Raw genomic sequence first — 15,003 nt, forward strand, 5'->3', positions numbered from 1 at the left:
CACCCGCGCAACAGGGCGAGGCACGCCCAGCCTGCCGCCACGCCCGCCACGCTCGCCGCCAACCACAGCCACATGCCCGGCTCCTCAAACGTCGATGGCGACGATGCGGCGGATCAGCCAGATGCCGGTCCCTTCCAGCACGACGATCAGGGCCAGCGCCGCCCACCCGTACAACGTATGCCACAGCGCCGCCATCGCCTCGGGCTGCAGGCGTCCGAGCACGCCCATCAGGACGGGCGGCAAGGCGCCGACGATCCAGGCCTGCATGCGTCCCTGGGCGCACAGGGCGCGCACGCGATCCTGCAACTGCAGCCGGGCCGATACCGTCTGGGCAATGCCTTCCAGGGTCTCGGCCAGATTGCCGCCGGTGTGGGCCGCCACGCGCAAGGCCGCCGCAACCAGCGCCATCGACTCGAACGAGGCGCGGCGCGCCAGGCGCGCGAGCGCCGCGTCGAACGACACGCCCATGCGCTGCTCGCGCAACAGCAGCCCGAACTCCTGGGCCAACGGCGCCTCGCCATGCTCCACCAGCTGGCGCAACGCCGCGGCAATGCCGGCGCCGGCGCGCAAGGCGCACGCCATGGCCACCAATGCCCCCGGCAGCTGCCGCTCGAGCTGGCGCAGGCGGCGTCGCCGCGCGGCGCCCAACAGCAGGTGCGGCAAGCGCAGCAAGGCCACGGCGGCCACCGCCGCCAGCCAGGCGCTACCCGAAAATACCCAGGCCCCCGCCCCGCCCGCGGCCGCCATCGCCAACGCCGCCGCCCACAACTGGGCCGGGTCGACGAACAGGAATACTTCGCTCAAGTGCGCCCCGGCCTGTTGCGTGTACACGGCGCGATAGCGCCTTGCCGCGGGTCCCGACCAGGCCAGTACCCGCCAGGCCAGCCATGCCGCCGCCGCCATCGCCATGCCCATGGCCAGCCAGATCATGGCGCCGGCTCCGGCTGCCCCGTGAACGGGCCGCGCGCCCATGCGCCATCCGGCCAGGACGGGCGCATCGCCCGCGATGAAGCCGTGCCGCGCATCGTAGCGAAACAGCTCCTGGGTCTGGATGCGGCCGCTTTCCATGCCGGCGATCTCAACGATCGCCGTCACGATGCGCCGCCCGTCGGCCATGCGCGCCTGCTGCACGATGATGTCGATGCTGGCGGCAATATGCTCGCGCACCACCGGCAGCGGCAGATCCAGCCCGGCCATCAGCGTCATGGCCTCCAGCCGCGCCAGGGCATCACGCGGCGTATTGGCATGCAGCGTCGTCAACGAGCCCTCGTGGCCGGTGTTCATGGCCGTCAGCATGTCGAAGGCCTCTGCGCCGCGGCACTCGCCCACCACGATGCGATCAGGCCGCATGCGCAAGGCGTTGCGCACCAGGTCGCGGATGTCGACGCGGCCACGGCCCTCCGCATTGGCGGGACGGGCCTCCAGCGCCACCAGATGCGCATGGTCCAGCCGCAGCTCGGCGGCGTCTTCGATCGTCACGATGCGCTCGCCTTCGGGGATTGCGTTGGACAGGATGTTCAGCAAGGTGGTCTTGCCCGAGCCCGTGCCGCCCGAGACGAGCAGGTTCTTGCGTGCGTGCACGCATTGCAGGAGAAACCGCGCCATGGGCTCGCTGAGCGAACCGGCCGCCAGCAAGTCGGCCATGCCGGGGCGCTGCCGTGGAAACTTGCGTATGGTCAGGCTCACGCCGCGGATGGCAATGGGCGCGATCACCGCATTGACGCGCGACCCGTCCGGCAAGCGGGCATCGACCATGGGGCTGCTGTCGTCGATGCGACGCCCCAGCGGCGCCACGATGCGCTCCACCACCCAGCGCACGGCCTGCTCGCTGCTGAATGCGGCCGCGTGCCGCTGCAAGCGCCCGGCGCGCTCGACATAGATCTCGTCGTGGCGGTTGACCATGATTTCACTGATGCCGCCATCGGCCAGCAAGGGCTCCAACGGACCCAGCCCGACGGCTTCGTCCAGCACCGCGCGGCAAAGCTGGGCGCGATCGATGCCCTCGGGCAGCTCCCCATCCTGGCCCACCAGCTCGACCAGACGCTGCTCGGCCTGTGCACGCAGCATGCGGTCGCTCATGGCCGACACGTCCCGGCGCCGCAGGTCGAGCGCCTCCAGCAGCGCGGCATGCAAGCGGCGCCGGTGCGGCAGCAGGACGAGCGATTGCTGCAGGGCGGCGTCGAGATCCTCGCCACGCGAGGCGCCGTCCGCGGGCAAGGCGGCAGGCGTCGGCGCGGGCACGCTACCGGTGCAGCATGCGCTGACGCGGATCAGGCACGGGCCGATCACGATCTCGTCGTCGGGCAGCACCGGCGCATGGGTGGCCACGCGCAGGCCATTGACGCTGGTACCGCCAAGCGTGCCCAGATCCTCCAGCACGACGGCGCCGTCCAGGCACGACAGGCGCGCATGCACCCTGCCCACTCGCCAGTTGGCGATGCGTAACGCGCATTGCGCGCCGCGCCCGATGGTCACCGGCGCGGCCAGCCGCATGCGTCGGCGGGCGCCATCCTCGAAATGCAGCGCCAGTTCGAGAACGTTCATGGGGCGCCCTCCTGTGCGTCGGCCCAAAGCGGCCGGCGCCATTGCGAACCCGCGCCCCCCGGACGGCTCCAGTCGGCGGACTGGTCGGCCGCCGCGCCCGTGCCCAGCCGCGGGGCTTCGGGAAATGCCTGATCCAGCTGCATCTGCCCCAGCAGCGCGCGGCGTTGCAAGAATGAATCCGAGGGAGAGACGATGGTGGGCGTCACGAAAATGGCCAGCTCGGTTTCGCGCAGGGCGGCACGGCGCGCGCCGAACAAGGCGCCGATCAAGGGCAGCTCGCTCAGCCACGGCAGGCCTTTTTCCTCGTGCGATCGTTCACGCGACAGGAAACCGCCCAACACCAGCGTCTGGCCGGAATGCACGTTGAACTCGGTTACCGCGCGGCGCTTGCGCAAGGCCGGCCCCGCGGCCAGCGCCAGCGTGGGATCGACCGAACTCGCCTCGACTTCGATGCGGGCGTGCACGGCGTCATCGGCATCGATACGCGGCGTTATCTGCAAGGACACGCCATACGGTTTGAACAGGGTCGTGCCGTTGCCTTCCTTGTCGGTCGTCCGGTAGGGCAGCTCTCCGCCCGCCTGGAACGATGCGGTCGCGCCGCTGCGGGCCAGCAGTTGCGGCTGCGCCAGCAGTACGGCTTCGCCGCGCTGGGCCAGCGCCGACAACCGGGCCGACAGCAAGGCATTGACGCCCAGCAGCCCGCCTGCATGCCGCACTGCCGCGGCGCCCGCGAGCGGCCCGGGCGGCGGCGCCAGCGCGGCCGAACTGCCGTTCCAGACCGCGCCGGCGTGCACGCCGCCGACGGCCGGCTCGTCCCAGCGCAAACCCAGTTCACGCAGGCTCTGGCGCGGCAGCTCCACCACCTGTACATCCAGCAGCACCATGCGATCCCAGCCGACCCGGCCGGTGAAATCCAGCACCTCCGGGTAGCGCTGCGCCAGGGCGGCGATACGCGCGTGGTCGTCCTCGGAAAGCTGGCTGCCTTCGATGACGATATGCGCGCCCACCGCGCTGCTGCGCGCACGCGGTATGCGCGCCAGCAAGGCAGCCACTTCCTCGCGCAGGCGGCGCCGGCCCGCCGGCAGAACCTCCACGGCATAGGCCTGGCGTGCGCCCCGCCCTGACCAGATATGCACCGACGAGGTGCCGGGCTGGCGCGCGAACAGCGCCACCTCGGCGCCATCGACCACGGTGGCGCTGAGCACCTGGCCGTTGCCGACCGCCACGCGGGTGACGCCAGCCGCCGCAAGGACCTGCGTCTCGCCCACCTCCATGCGCAGCACGGCCGGCTGGGCTGGCGGCGCAGCCCGCCCGCCTGGCGTCCAGAGCATGGTTCCCCCGGCCAGCAACACCGCCATCCATGGCAGCCAGCCTCGCGCGTGCAACGGTAGCCGGGACCGCATGCTCATGGCATGGCCGCTTCGCTATCGCCGGGCAACGCCCCCGCTGGCGCGTCGAGCCGATCGCCGTAGAGCACGGGCACTGCCGCCCGGGGCGCGGCGTCGCGCGGCATGCCCAGCAGGGCCGGCAGATCGCCTGCCTCGCGGGCCGACGGCGCTGCGAAAGCCCGAGCCGGCCCCTGGGCCGGTGCGCCGGCGCGCCGCAGCACCGCGGTAAGCGTGCCCTCTTGCCGCGCGGCGACCAGGCGCGCCACCTCCCGGGCCGACGCCCGCAGGGTGATGGTGGACGCCCCTCCTTGGGCGTCGGCGGGATCCAGCGCCAACACTTTGCTGCCCGCAAGCAACGGCATGGTGAGTTGCCGCTGCCGATGCGTGAACGAGACATACAGGTCGACAAGGTCGCCGGGACGCGCCGCCGCCGACAGGCCCGGCAACTCCTGCAGCGGCAAGGTAATGGCCCCCTGCCCGGCCTCGAGCTGTTCGGTAAGGGCAGGCGTCTGTTCCGGGTAGCTCAGCAAGGCTGCCTGCAAGGCCTCGCCCGCCTTCACAGGGGCGCGCAACACCGCGCCATCGAGCCGGGCCGCCTCGTCGGGCAGCAAGGCGCCAGCCGGCAGCCACGCCTGGGGCATGTCGCGGACCGCGACCAGTTCGTCGTGCAAAGGCGTGCCAGCCTCGAGATCGAGCGCAGCCACCAGGCTGGCAACCATGGGAACGCGCGCTTGCTGCTCGATGTCGTGGACACGCCGCTGTATGTGTTCGCGGGCCGCCCATGCCGCCAACGACCCGGCGACCAGCGCGAAGGCGTAACCGCCGAGCGCGCGCAAGCCTTGGCGCCATCGCGCCGCCCTCATGGCGCACCGCCGATATGCAGCAGCCGCATGCCGCATCCGTTGGCGTGCAATGCCGGCTGCAGCGACAGGCGCTCGCGCCCCTGCGGTCCGGCACGCAGCCAGGTCTGCGGCGCGCCGCAGCGGCATGCCGGGCCAGCCGCGCCCTGCAGGCGCCAACCGGACGCGCGCAAGCGCGCTTCGCGTCGCACGGCCCACCGAGCCGTCACGGTCGGCCCGGCGGCACGCCAATGCCAGACCTGCTGCGCCACCGAGACTGGCCCGTCACGGGTAGCAACATCCAGGCGCAGGCGCGCATGCGGCGGCAGCAGCACGTCGGCCAACGGCTGTCGGCTCGGCAGGCCGCGCGGCCAGCACAGCCGCGCCGCAACGCCCTCGACCCCACCGAATTGCGGCGCCAGGCTGATCGTATGGGTGCAGTCGCCTGCCCCGCCCGCCAGCACCGCCAGACCCGGCAGCACGGTGAGATCGCGCAGCTCGGCGTGACGCGTCGCGAAATGCGCGAGCAAGGCGTCGATGCCCTGCGGGGCGTGAAATACGCGTACCTCGGCCGGCACGCCGAACATCTGGATCTGCCCCGCCAGCGCCGCCGCAACCACGCCGGGCGGCAGGTGCAGCCAGGTCGAGGCCGACGCGGCCAGATGGGCGGGCGTCAAGGTTGCCTCCGCAACACGGCGCCATCGGCCGATGCCATATCGGCCCAGGTCCGCAGCCAGTCCTGCCCGGCGTCGCGCAGGCCCCAGGCAGCCTCGACCGGACGCACGCGCCGCCGCTCGGTGCGCAAGCTGCCAGCCGGCGACCGACCGCGCCAGCCTGTCGTTGCCCCCCCTGGCGTCCGAGGCGTGCCCGGGGCCGATGGCAAGCACCGTGACGCCCCTCAGGGCGGCGGTAATCGCGCCTTCGCGCAGCAGTCCGCCCGGCATGGCCGCGGGCTCGGCGGCTTGCGCACGCAGCAGGCGCGTGTCGACCTGCAGCCAGTCGCGCGCCAGCAAGGCAGGCATGCCATCGGCAGCCGTGCGCCCGGCAACGCCGGCCTGCCGCGCCAAGATGGCGGTGCGCGGGGCAGACGGCGCCGCCGCGGCCGCCATGAACGCCGCGACCCGGCTGTGCTGTCCCAAGCGCAGCGCCTGGTGGCGCAACGTACCCAACCATGCCACGGCGGCCCAGGCCAACAGCAACACGGCCAGCAACGGCAAGGCCTCGGCCAGGGCCTGGCCCCGTTGCCTGCGGGAGAAGGCCGCGACCCTCATGGCCGGCTTTCCGGGCCGCGGACCGTACGCCGCGCCCCCATGGGCAAAGCGGCGTCGGCCGCCGCGCGGCGCGCCTGCCAATAGGGCAGGAACAACACATCGGGGCGGCCACGCGCCACGCTCGTGCCCGGCGGCAACGAGAAATGGCTTTGCCCGGCGGCCCGCGCCGACAGGACGATGCCCTCCTCGCGCCGCTGCGTACGTATTTCGAAACCCACGGCCGCCTCGGACGAGGACGCCGGCTCATACACGGCGGGCAACCCGCGCCCGCCCGGCGAAAGACGGCGGGACGCGGCATACGACAACGCCAATGGATTGTGCCGGCCGCCAAGCAGATTCCAGGACGTATGGCGATGCACCCAGCGCCAGAAGTCCTGTTGCGAGAAATCCTCGGGCGCACGCAGCACGTGCGGGCCGGCGCGCGTCGCGCCGGAGTCGGCCGCGAGGCCCCAGCCCATGGCGTACTCGCGAAAGTAGCAGCCTATCCAGCGATTGGAGCGCACAGCATGGAACGACAGCGTATCGCTTGCGCCCCAGCGGCCATCGCGGTCCAGCCAGGTGACGCCGCGCCGGCGCAGTTCATGGCGGCGCGTGGGGCAGCGCGGCGAAACGATCCAGTTTCCCTCGCGGGTGAAGTCGCGCGGCTGCAGAAAATCGAAGTAACCCGCCGCGCGCTGCGCCCACCCTCGCAGCCCGCGTGCGCCCGTGCCTGTGACGCGCCGCAAGTAACCCGGCCAATCATCGCGCAACACTTCGAGGGTGAGGCCATCATCGCCTTGCGGATAGTGCGCGCGCAGGACTGCACGCATGGTCGCGTCGCGCGTGGCGCGCGCATCGCGCGCGAGCGTATCGGCAGCCTGCTGCAGAACGCGGTGCGCAAGCTCATCGTGCGCGGCATAGGCTTGCATGAGATCGCCGGCAGGCGCATCTTGCGCCGCGCCGTAGCCGCGTGCCGCGCGAGGCCCGAACAACAGCCCGATCAGGGCGACCGGCGGATTCTGTGCAGTGCGCCGCGCGGCCTGAGTCTGCGCGAATCGTGCCCAGGCAGCCAGGGATGCCAGATGCGCCAGCGCGACCTGGTGGCCGACCTGGGCGCGATGTATGTAGGCCAGCAGGTTCAGCGCGCGCGCCTGGACCACGGCCCCGCTGTAGGCGGCGGCATCCGTCGCCCGCAGCAACTGCGCCCGTGCGCCGGCGCGCTGGCCCAGCCCGTACAGGGCCAGCCACGCCATGCCGGCCAGCGCCATGAGCGCCAGGCCCAGCGCCAATGCCTGGCCCGCCTGGCGCGTGACGGCCGCGCGAGTCGGCCTCATTTGGCGCCCTGGGCATTGCCGGTGAACGACTTGAGCGAACGCGCCCGTGTCTGCGAGGCCGCACGGCCCGCCGCCGACTGCGCGGCGCGCGCCTGCGCGCTGCCATCCTCGCCTGCCAGTTCGCGCGCCATGGCCGCGGTCTGAGACCGCACCACCTGCCCGAACAACTGATACACGGCGATCGCGGCGACCGCCACCAGGGCAACCACGATGATGTATTCGGTCATGCCCTGACCAAGTTGACGCTGCTTGACCGACATAGGCCCTCCTGCTGTTCGACGAGGCCCCAGTGTGGCCGTGGCGGGGCCTGCCTACAATTCGTACATGCCGAGCCGGATCAATGTGTCATCGGGACTTGACTCGACGCGCGCCGACGCCAGCCGTCCGTGGACGCCGCGGCAAAAGAAAAGCCCCCGGATGACCGGGGGCTTGCATCATGCCGGCGCGGGCCGGCTACTTCTCGGCAGCGTGGGTAATGGCACTGCCCGCATCGGACATGTCCTTGCCCATTCCTGCAACGGTGTTGCAGCCCTGCAGGACGAATCCAAACACCACGAAAGCCGTCAGCACAATCTTGCTGCGCATATGAAATCTCCGCCGTTACGCTATGTTCAGGCGATGCGTACGCGCAGCTCGCCCAGGCCCTCGACGCCACCGACGATGACGTCTCCCTTGACCACCGCGCCCACGCCTTCCGGCGTGCCGGTGAAAATGATGTCGCCCGGTTGCAGCTCGAACAGGCCCGACAGATAGGCGATGCTTTCGGGGATGTTCCAGATCATCTGCGAAATGTCGCTGGATTGCTTGCGCTCGCCATTGACGTCCAGCCAGATGGCGCCTTTGTCCAGCGTGCCGACGGCGCTGCGCGGATGGATGGGGCCGAGCGGCGCCGAGAGATCGAAAGCCTTGCCCACTTCCCAGGGACGGCCCTGCTTCTTGGCCTCGCCCTGCAGGTCGCGGCGTGTCATGTCCAGGCCCAGGGCGTAGCCCCATACGCATTCGTCGGCCTGCTCGACGGTCAGGTCGCGCCCGCCCTTGCCCAGCACGACGACCAGCTCCATTTCGTAGTGCAGGTTGGCCGTTTTGGGCGGGTACGGCATTTCGCCCGTGGCGCCATCGCCCACCGACAGGATGGCGTCGGCAGGCTTGCAGAAGAAGAACGGATCTTCGCGGCCGGTGAAGCCCATTTCCTTGGCATGCTCGGCGTAGTTGCGGCCCACGCAATAGACGCGGCGCACCGGGAAGCGGGCGTTGCCGCCTGCCACCGGCACGGCCGCCGGCGGCGAAGGGGGAAATACGTAATCCATGTGATTTGACCTCGTAGCACACAAGGCCGGACAACGCCGGCGAGAATATTCAATGCGCGAGTTTATACGCTTCGGGCCAGGCCGCGCGCGGCGCGCCCGGCGCATGACGCAAGCATGACGCAAAACGGCGCGGATGCGAGCGGCTGCCTGCCGTCGCTTCCGCGCCGCCGGCCGCCCCAGGCGGCCAATCTATCTCAGGCCTGGCCCTTGGCGTAGCGCTCGGCGCTGCGCACGATTTCCTCGTGCGCGGCGTCCACGCCCTTCCAACCCTTGACCTTGACCCACTTGCCCTTTTCCAGATCCTTGTAGTGCTCGAAGAAATGCTGGATGCGGCTGACGTCTTCGGCCGGCAGGTCCTCGTACGACTTGATGTTGCGGTACGGCGGGTACAGCTTCTCGATGGGCACCGCCAGCAGCTTGGCATCGCCGCCGGACTCGTCGTCCATCTCCAGCACGCCAATGGCGCGGCAGCGCACCACGGCGCCAATCTGGATCGGGAACGGCGTGAGAACCAGCACATCGGCGGGATCGCCATCTTCCGACAGCGTCTGCGGGATGTAGCCGTAGTTGCACGGATAGTGCATGGCCGTCAGCATGAAGCGGTCGACGAAAATCGCGCCGGACTCCTTGTCGACCTCGTACTTCACCGGGTCGGCGTTCATGGGGATTTCGATGATGACGTTGAAATCGTCCGGCAGCTTCTTGCCAGGAGCGACACGATCTAGACTCATGATTGACCTTGTCTTGATGAAAATGAAATCAGGCTTTGTCGCCGGACGCCGGGCCGGCGGATGATCCGGCGCCGCCGGGCTTGGCCGGTTGCTCGTCGTCCGCGCCGGCGCGATAGCTCGAGACCGGCGCTTCGATGGCGGCCGCCGGAATGGGCGCGCTGTCGAAGTAGTCTTCGATATCGATGGCGGTGCGCGGCGGCACGCTGACGGGTTCGGGCGCGACGGCGGACGCGGGCTCGTGCTCGCCCGCTGCGCGCGCATCCGGATCGAGCACGTAGTCGACAGCGCCCGGCTCGGCTTCGGGCGGCGCCTCGGCGATGACGGGCGCGGTGTATTCCGACATATTGGGCACGTACTCGCGCTCGGCGTCCAGCCACGCGGGGTCGGCCTTGGTGTCGGCCGCCGGCAACGCGATGTCCGCCACCAGCACCGGCAGCGCCACGCGGGCCGCGGTGGCCTGGCGCCAGTGGCGCGCCGCGTCGGCGGGCCGGTCCAGCCTGTCGTACAGGCTGCCCAGCAAGGCATGCGCCTGCGGATCGTTGCGCCGGCTGACGCTGCGTTGCAGATAGCGTTCCGCCTGCCTCCACAGCTGTCCGTTCAGGCACAGCAGGCCCAGCGCCGTCAGCAGGTCGGTATCGGCCGGACGCTGCTGCAGCCAGGTCTCGGCCTTGGCAAGGCGGTGCGGCACCTGGGCGGCATCGCAGCGCGCATAGGCGGCCACCAGCGCGGGGTTGAACTTGACCGCCACCGCGGCCTCGAGAATGCGCGCGGCCTCGTTGGCCTCGCCCGCGTCCTCGAAGGCGGCAGCGCCGGCCAGCGCGATGTTCGGCAACAGCCGCTCATCGCTCTTGAGGTCTTTCCAGATGGGGCGCCACTGGTCCACGGCCATGCCTGCGCGCAGGCGCGCGGCGCCCGCGCTGTCGATCAGCTGCTCGGCCTCGGCCTTGCCGATGGCATTGCGCCGCAACAGGCCGCGCGCCAGCATGAACACGCGCTCGTGATGCTGCAAGGCCGTCTCGGCGCGCAGCAGCAGGCGCATGGTGTGCAGATGGCGCGCGCCGCCGTCCTGCAGCGGCTCCAGCAGGTCCAGCGCCTGCTGGGCGCGCCCCTGGTCCAGCAGCATGTCGGCCGATACCGTGGCGGTGGCTTCCTGCAGCCCGGCATCCTCGCCTGCCTGTTCGCGGGCGGATTCCAGCATGCGGTCCCGGCGCTCGTACTCGCCCAGGTTATGCGCCGCGCGCGCGCCCGACAGCGCCGCCAGGACGCGGCTGCTGCGCACCTTGGTCTGGTCGAACAGCTTCGACAGGTCCTTCTCGGCCTGCGCGAAACGCCCTTCCAGCAGGCCGATCCAGCCGCGTTCGAGCAGTTCGTGGTCGCGTTCCTGGGCACGGCGGCCGCGCCAGGCGCGCAAGCGATCGGGAATGGCCACCAGCCAGGCCAGCAGGCGCAGGCCGACGTACAGCGTGACGAAGGCGGCCACCAGCAGCAATACCGTCAGCGTCAGCGACAACTCGATGCGCCACGGCCAGACCAGCAGCAAGACGTTGCCCGCGTGGGCGCGCAGCACGACGGCCAGCGCCACCGCGACAACGGCCAACAATAGAGTCCAGAACCAGGTACGCATGCGTCAGTCCTGTTGCCCGTCGGCGTTGAAGCCGGCCGCGCGCAGGGCCGCAATGCCATTGAGGCTGTCGGCCACATCGGGGACGCGCACGGCGATCTCGACCTGTCCCAGTTCGCGGGCCAGCGCCAGCGCGGCGACGGTATCCGGCGCCTTGCCGTCGAAATACTGGGCCAGGGTCGCGGCCACCGCGTCCAGTTCGCTATTCCAGACAGCGGGCTGGCGCATCAGCATCGACAACTGCGCCGTGAGCAGGCGCTGGCGCAGCGTGGAACGCAGCTGGCCGGCCTGCTCGGGCGAAAGCAGCAGCGCCGTGGGCTGATCGACACGCTGCACGCGGATCAGGTCGCCCAGCTCATGGGCCAGCGCACTGCCGGCGCGGCCCGGCCAGGAGGCGATCTCGGCCTGCCAGCGCTGCCACCAGGCCGCATCGGCCGGCAGGTCGGCGCCCGGATCGACGCTAGCCGACACGGCCTCGTTCGCCTGGGGCACGGCGGTCACGCCAGGCGCGGCCGCGTCAGGCACCAGCAACGGCGCCCGGCCCACCAGGGCCACCAGGCGATCGATGCGGGCCGATTGAGCCGCGATGTCGACCACGCCGACCGCGCGCAGGCGGTCCAGGTCGCCGTTGATGCTTTGCTGCAGGCTGGCAAAGCGCGGCCGGTCGGCGCGCGCCAGGCGAGCCTGGGCCGTTTCCAGGGCCACGATGGCATTGCTGACATTGCCGGCCAGGCGCAGTTGCTGGCTGGCGATGGTGATCAGGCGCTCGATGTCGTTGGCCAGCATTTCGTCGCTGGCGCCGTCGTTGAGGTTCTGCAGCGCCTGCTGCAGCGCGCTGTACTGGCTTTGCGCTTCGCGCACCTTGCCTTCGAGCTCGGCCACCTTGCCGGACTGCGCCTGCGCCAGCGCCAGCGCCTCGCGCATGTCGTTGCGCGACTGCGTCAGCTCGGCGCCCAGCGTATTGAGACGGGCGGCCACTTCCTGGCCGGCGCTGACGAATTGCTTGCGCTGCAGCCATGCGGCCCACCCCAGGCCGACGGCCAGCAGGATGACGATGATAAGCGCGGTAACGAGCGTACTGTTTACGCCCTTGCCCTTGCGCGACTGGCTCGCGACGGCCTCGTCGGCGGCGGCCGTGCCCGGCGTACCCGGTACGGTGCCGGGCGGAGTAGCGGAGGTGTTGTCTGTCATGACGCGATTGTATTCGGTGATGGCATGTAACGACGATTCAAGCCGCAACAAAAGTCGCGAAGATCGCCTCATCGGCAGGCATGCAGTTTTTTACCATTGGCGCATCGGCGCCGCCACCGGCCAGCGCCCGCAGCCGCTCGGCCAGCACGGGGTGCGTGACGACGAAACGGCCCTGCAGCCACCAGTCCAGCAATTGCTCCTCGCGCAGGCCCTGAACCAGCGCGTCGATGCCCTCGCCGCTGGTGAGCAGCCAGGTCGGGCGCTCGCCCGCCAGGGCCCAGTCGCGCAGGCGCTGGCGCCCCTCCTGCGCCCAGGGCGCGGGCCGCCGGCGGTAGACGGCGTGGCGGCTGACCTCCACGCCAGCCGCAACCAGGCGATCGGCCAGCCAGTCGCGCCCCTGCGTGCCGCGCACCAGCAGCGCGCGGCGCGGCAATGCCGGACGCGCCCGCAACAAGGCCCACAAGGCTTCCGAATCGTGGGTGGGCGCGGTTTCCGCGGGGTGCAAAACTGTTGTATCGGCGCCAAACTGGCCCGAATCCAGCAGGGCGCGGGCGCTGGCCGGGCCCACGGTGGCGGCGACCGCGCCTGCCGGCCATGGCAATTCGCCCCGCTCCCTCAGCTGCTCCAGGTACAGGCGCGCCGCGTTGCCGCTGACAAACACCACCAGGTCGTAGTCGCGCGGCAGCGGCACCACGCCGTTTTCGGGCGGCAACGGCTCGATGCGCAAGGCCGGCAGGCAAAGGGTCTGCCAACCGGCGTCGTGCAGGCGTTGCGCAAGCGCGCCATTGCGGCCTTGCGGCCGTGTCAGGATGGCAATCTGCGACATAGGCAAGCCCCCGCGAGGGCCCGACCGCCCTGTCAAGGCGCGGGCGAGGTTGGCAGCAATTCGGCCAGTATTGCGTCGGCGCCGTCGGCCAGCAAGTCGCGCGCGGCCGACTCGCCGATGGCCTGGGCCTGGTCGCGCGGACCGCGGCGCTCGGCCCGCACGATGCGGCGGCCGTCGGGCGCGGCGACCAGCGCGCGCAAGGCGAGCTCATCGCCATCGATACGGGCATAGGCCGCCAGCGGCACCTGGCACGATCCGCCCAGCATGCGCGAGACCGCGCGCTCGGCGGTCACGCAGGCCAGGGTGGCGGCGTCGCCCAGCGGCGCCAGCATGGCGCGCACATCGGCGCGGCCCTGCAGGATCTCGATGCCCAGCGCGCCCTGCCCGGCCGCGGGCAGGCTGTCGTCCGGTTCCAGCAGCGCGCGGATGCGGGCCGCCAGGCCCAGGCGCTCCAGGCCCGCCGCGGCCAGCACGATGGCGGCGTAATCGCCGTTGTCCAGCTTGCCCAGGCGCGTATCGAGATTGCCCCGCAGCGGCTTGACGACCAGGTGCGGATAGCGGGCGCGGATCTGCGACTCGCGCCGCAGGCTGGACGTGCCGACCGCCGCCCCGGGCGGCAGGTCGGCCAGGCTGCCGTAATCGTTGGAGACGAACGCATCGCGCGGATCGGCGCGCTCGAGCACGCAGCTCAGCTCGAACGGCGCGTGCAGGTCCACCGGCACGTCCTTGAGCGAATGCACCGCGAGATCGGCGCGGCCGTCGAGCAAGGCGGTTTCGAGTTCCTTGACGAACAAGCCCTTGCCGCCCACCTTGGATAGGGTGCGGTCCAGGATCTGGTCGCCGCGCGTGGTCAGCGTCAGCAACTCGACGCTGCACGCCGGGTAGCGCGCGCGCAGCAGATCGCGCACATGCTCGGCTTGCCACAAGGCAAGCCGGCTGGCGCGCGTGGCGATGGTCAGGCGTTCTACAGCGGCCACGTCAGGGCGTCAGAGAAAGCTGGAGACGATGACCGAAGCCACCACCCCCAGGATGGCCAGCACGAACAGGCCTTGCAGCAGGCTCAGGCCCGATTCGTTTTGCTGGGGGTTGGAAGTCTTACGCAGACTCATTGACGGATTCCTTGGAAGCGGTTTTACGGCTTGCCAGCCACCGCCCGAGGAGAACGACGAGCAGCGCACCGGCAATTTCAACGCCGATTTTAACCGCGCTGGGCTGTTCGCCGAATTGACGCACGACAAACACGTCGGTAATCAGCATGCCGCCGGCGATCCAGCCCAGCAGCGCCGCGCCGAAGGTGACGACCATCGGGAAGCGGTCGATCAGCTTGAGCACCAGCGTGCTGCCCCAGATGATGATGGGCACGCTGACCACCAGGCCGAAGACCACCAGGCCGATCTGGTGGTCGGCATGGGCGTTCTGCGCCGCGCCGGCAATGGCGATGACGTTGTCCAGGCTCATCACGAAGTCGGCGATGATGATGGTCTTGACCACGGCGACGATGGACGTGCCGCCCTTGATGCTGTCATGCCCTTCGTCCTCGGGCACCAGCAGCTTGACGCCGATCCAGACCAGCAGCAGGCCGCCCACGACCTTCAGGAACGGGATGTTCAGCAGCGTGAGGGCGAAGGCAATCAGCACCACGCGCAGGATGATGGCGCCGGCCGTCCCCCACAGGATGCCTTGCATGCGCTGCTTGGGCGCGAGATTTCGACACGCCAGCGCGATCACGACCGCGTTGTCGCCACCCAGCAGGATGTCGATGAGGATGATCTGGAAGACTGCCGCCCAACTCAGCGTCTGGAAAAACTCAAGCATTTGGAACCCCCAACAGGCGTTATTTGTAAAAACCGGAGAAATACCGGGAAGACCGCCGTCAGCCTCGCCGTGGCAAAACGCGGCCAAAAGAAAACGGGCTGGTCAGCCCCGCCTGAAGGCGGGGCCCGAACAGCCCGCTATTGTAGTTCAGCTTTGC

At 70.3% G+C, this 15,003-nt stretch carries 15 protein-coding genes and 1 pseudogene; all 16 read right to left on the reverse strand.

The genetic code is table 11. The features are described 5' to 3' along the window. Nucleotides 1–84 precede the first annotated feature (84 nt). Nucleotides 85–972 carry a type II secretion system F family protein gene (locus BN118_RS21365; RefSeq protein ID WP_374189239.1) on the reverse strand — a complete coding sequence of 296 codons (888 nt, stop codon included), beginning with the start codon at nt 970–972 and terminating at the stop codon, nt 85–87. Then, nucleotides 927–2,544, reverse strand: a pseudogene (locus BN118_RS09990) (ATPase, T2SS/T4P/T4SS family). The gene BN118_RS21365 and the pseudogene BN118_RS09990 overlap by 46 nt, the downstream one beginning before the upstream one ends. Beyond that, nucleotides 2,541–3,953 (reverse strand): type II and III secretion system protein family protein, encoded by a 1,413-nt coding sequence (locus BN118_RS09995; protein WP_014905783.1) that lies wholly within the window; start codon nt 3,951–3,953, stop codon nt 2,541–2,543. The pseudogene BN118_RS09990 and the gene BN118_RS09995 overlap by 4 nt, the downstream one beginning before the upstream one ends. Continuing rightward, the gene (gene cpaB, locus BN118_RS10000; RefSeq protein WP_010930978.1) at nt 3,950–4,795 is read right to left on the reverse strand and encodes a Flp pilus assembly protein CpaB; all 846 of its coding nucleotides are present in this window, start codon (nt 4,793–4,795) and stop codon (nt 3,950–3,952) included. Before cpaB ends, BN118_RS09995 begins: the two co-directional genes overlap by 4 nt. Beyond that, the gene (locus tag BN118_RS20785) at nt 4,792–6,042 is read right to left on the reverse strand and encodes a hypothetical protein (RefSeq protein WP_227914992.1); all 1,251 of its coding nucleotides are present in this window, start codon (nt 6,040–6,042) and stop codon (nt 4,792–4,794) included. The genes cpaB and BN118_RS20785 overlap by 4 nt, the downstream gene beginning before the upstream one ends. Then, nucleotides 6,039–7,355 carry a hypothetical protein gene (locus BN118_RS10015; RefSeq protein WP_014905784.1) on the reverse strand — a complete coding sequence of 439 codons (1,317 nt, stop codon included), beginning with the start codon at nt 7,353–7,355 and terminating at the stop codon, nt 6,039–6,041. Before BN118_RS10015 ends, BN118_RS20785 begins: the two co-directional genes overlap by 4 nt. Next, nucleotides 7,352–7,615: a membrane protein gene (locus tag BN118_RS10020; protein ID WP_003812728.1), complete on the reverse strand. Its 264-nt coding sequence runs from the start codon at nt 7,613–7,615 to the stop codon at nt 7,352–7,354. Before BN118_RS10020 ends, BN118_RS10015 begins: the two co-directional genes overlap by 4 nt. A 193-nt stretch (nt 7,616–7,808) precedes the next feature. After that, nucleotides 7,809–7,940 carry an entericidin A/B family lipoprotein gene (locus BN118_RS10025; protein ID WP_003812730.1) on the reverse strand — a complete coding sequence of 44 codons (132 nt, stop codon included), beginning with the start codon at nt 7,938–7,940 and terminating at the stop codon, nt 7,809–7,811. A 26-nt stretch (nt 7,941–7,966) separates the two neighbouring features. Next, nucleotides 7,967–8,662: a fumarylacetoacetate hydrolase family protein gene (locus tag BN118_RS10030; RefSeq protein WP_010930981.1), complete on the reverse strand. Its 696-nt coding sequence runs from the start codon at nt 8,660–8,662 to the stop codon at nt 7,967–7,969. 194 nt (nt 8,663–8,856) lie between these two features. Beyond that, entirely contained in the window at nt 8,857–9,393 is a 537-nt protein-coding gene (ppa, locus tag BN118_RS10035; protein ID WP_003812734.1) for an inorganic diphosphatase, read from the reverse strand. A 28-nt stretch (nt 9,394–9,421) separates the two neighbouring features. Continuing rightward, nucleotides 9,422–11,017: a heme biosynthesis HemY N-terminal domain-containing protein gene (locus tag BN118_RS10040; protein ID WP_010930983.1), complete on the reverse strand. Its 1,596-nt coding sequence runs from the start codon at nt 11,015–11,017 to the stop codon at nt 9,422–9,424. 3 nt (nt 11,018–11,020) lie between these two features. Next, complete coding sequence (locus BN118_RS10045) at nt 11,021–12,205, reverse strand: uroporphyrinogen-III C-methyltransferase (protein WP_014905785.1); 1,185 nt, start codon at nt 12,203–12,205, stop codon at nt 11,021–11,023. A gap of 37 nt (nt 12,206–12,242) precedes the next feature. Beyond that, a complete protein-coding gene (locus BN118_RS10050; RefSeq protein ID WP_010930985.1) occupies nt 12,243–13,031 on the reverse strand; it encodes a uroporphyrinogen-III synthase in 789 nt (262 codons plus the stop codon). Nucleotides 13,032–13,063: 32 nt separating this feature from the next. Beyond that, nucleotides 13,064–14,008, reverse strand: a complete 945-nt coding sequence (gene hemC, locus BN118_RS10055) for a hydroxymethylbilane synthase (RefSeq protein WP_003820470.1) — start codon at nt 14,006–14,008, stop codon at nt 13,064–13,066. A gap of 9 nt (nt 14,009–14,017) precedes the next feature. Next, the gene (locus BN118_RS21065) at nt 14,018–14,140 is read right to left on the reverse strand and encodes a hypothetical protein (protein ID WP_019247280.1); all 123 of its coding nucleotides are present in this window, start codon (nt 14,138–14,140) and stop codon (nt 14,018–14,020) included. After that, on the reverse strand, nt 14,127–14,846 hold the full coding sequence (locus BN118_RS10065) for a TerC family protein (protein ID WP_014905786.1): 720 nt from the start codon (nt 14,844–14,846) through the stop codon (nt 14,127–14,129). The genes BN118_RS21065 and BN118_RS10065 overlap by 14 nt, the downstream gene beginning before the upstream one ends. Between the last annotated feature and the right edge of the window lie 157 nt (nt 14,847–15,003).

It is taken from the genome of Bordetella pertussis 18323, from assembly GCF_000306945.1.
GTDB lineage: Bacteria > Pseudomonadota > Gammaproteobacteria > Burkholderiales > Burkholderiaceae_B > Bordetella > Bordetella pertussis.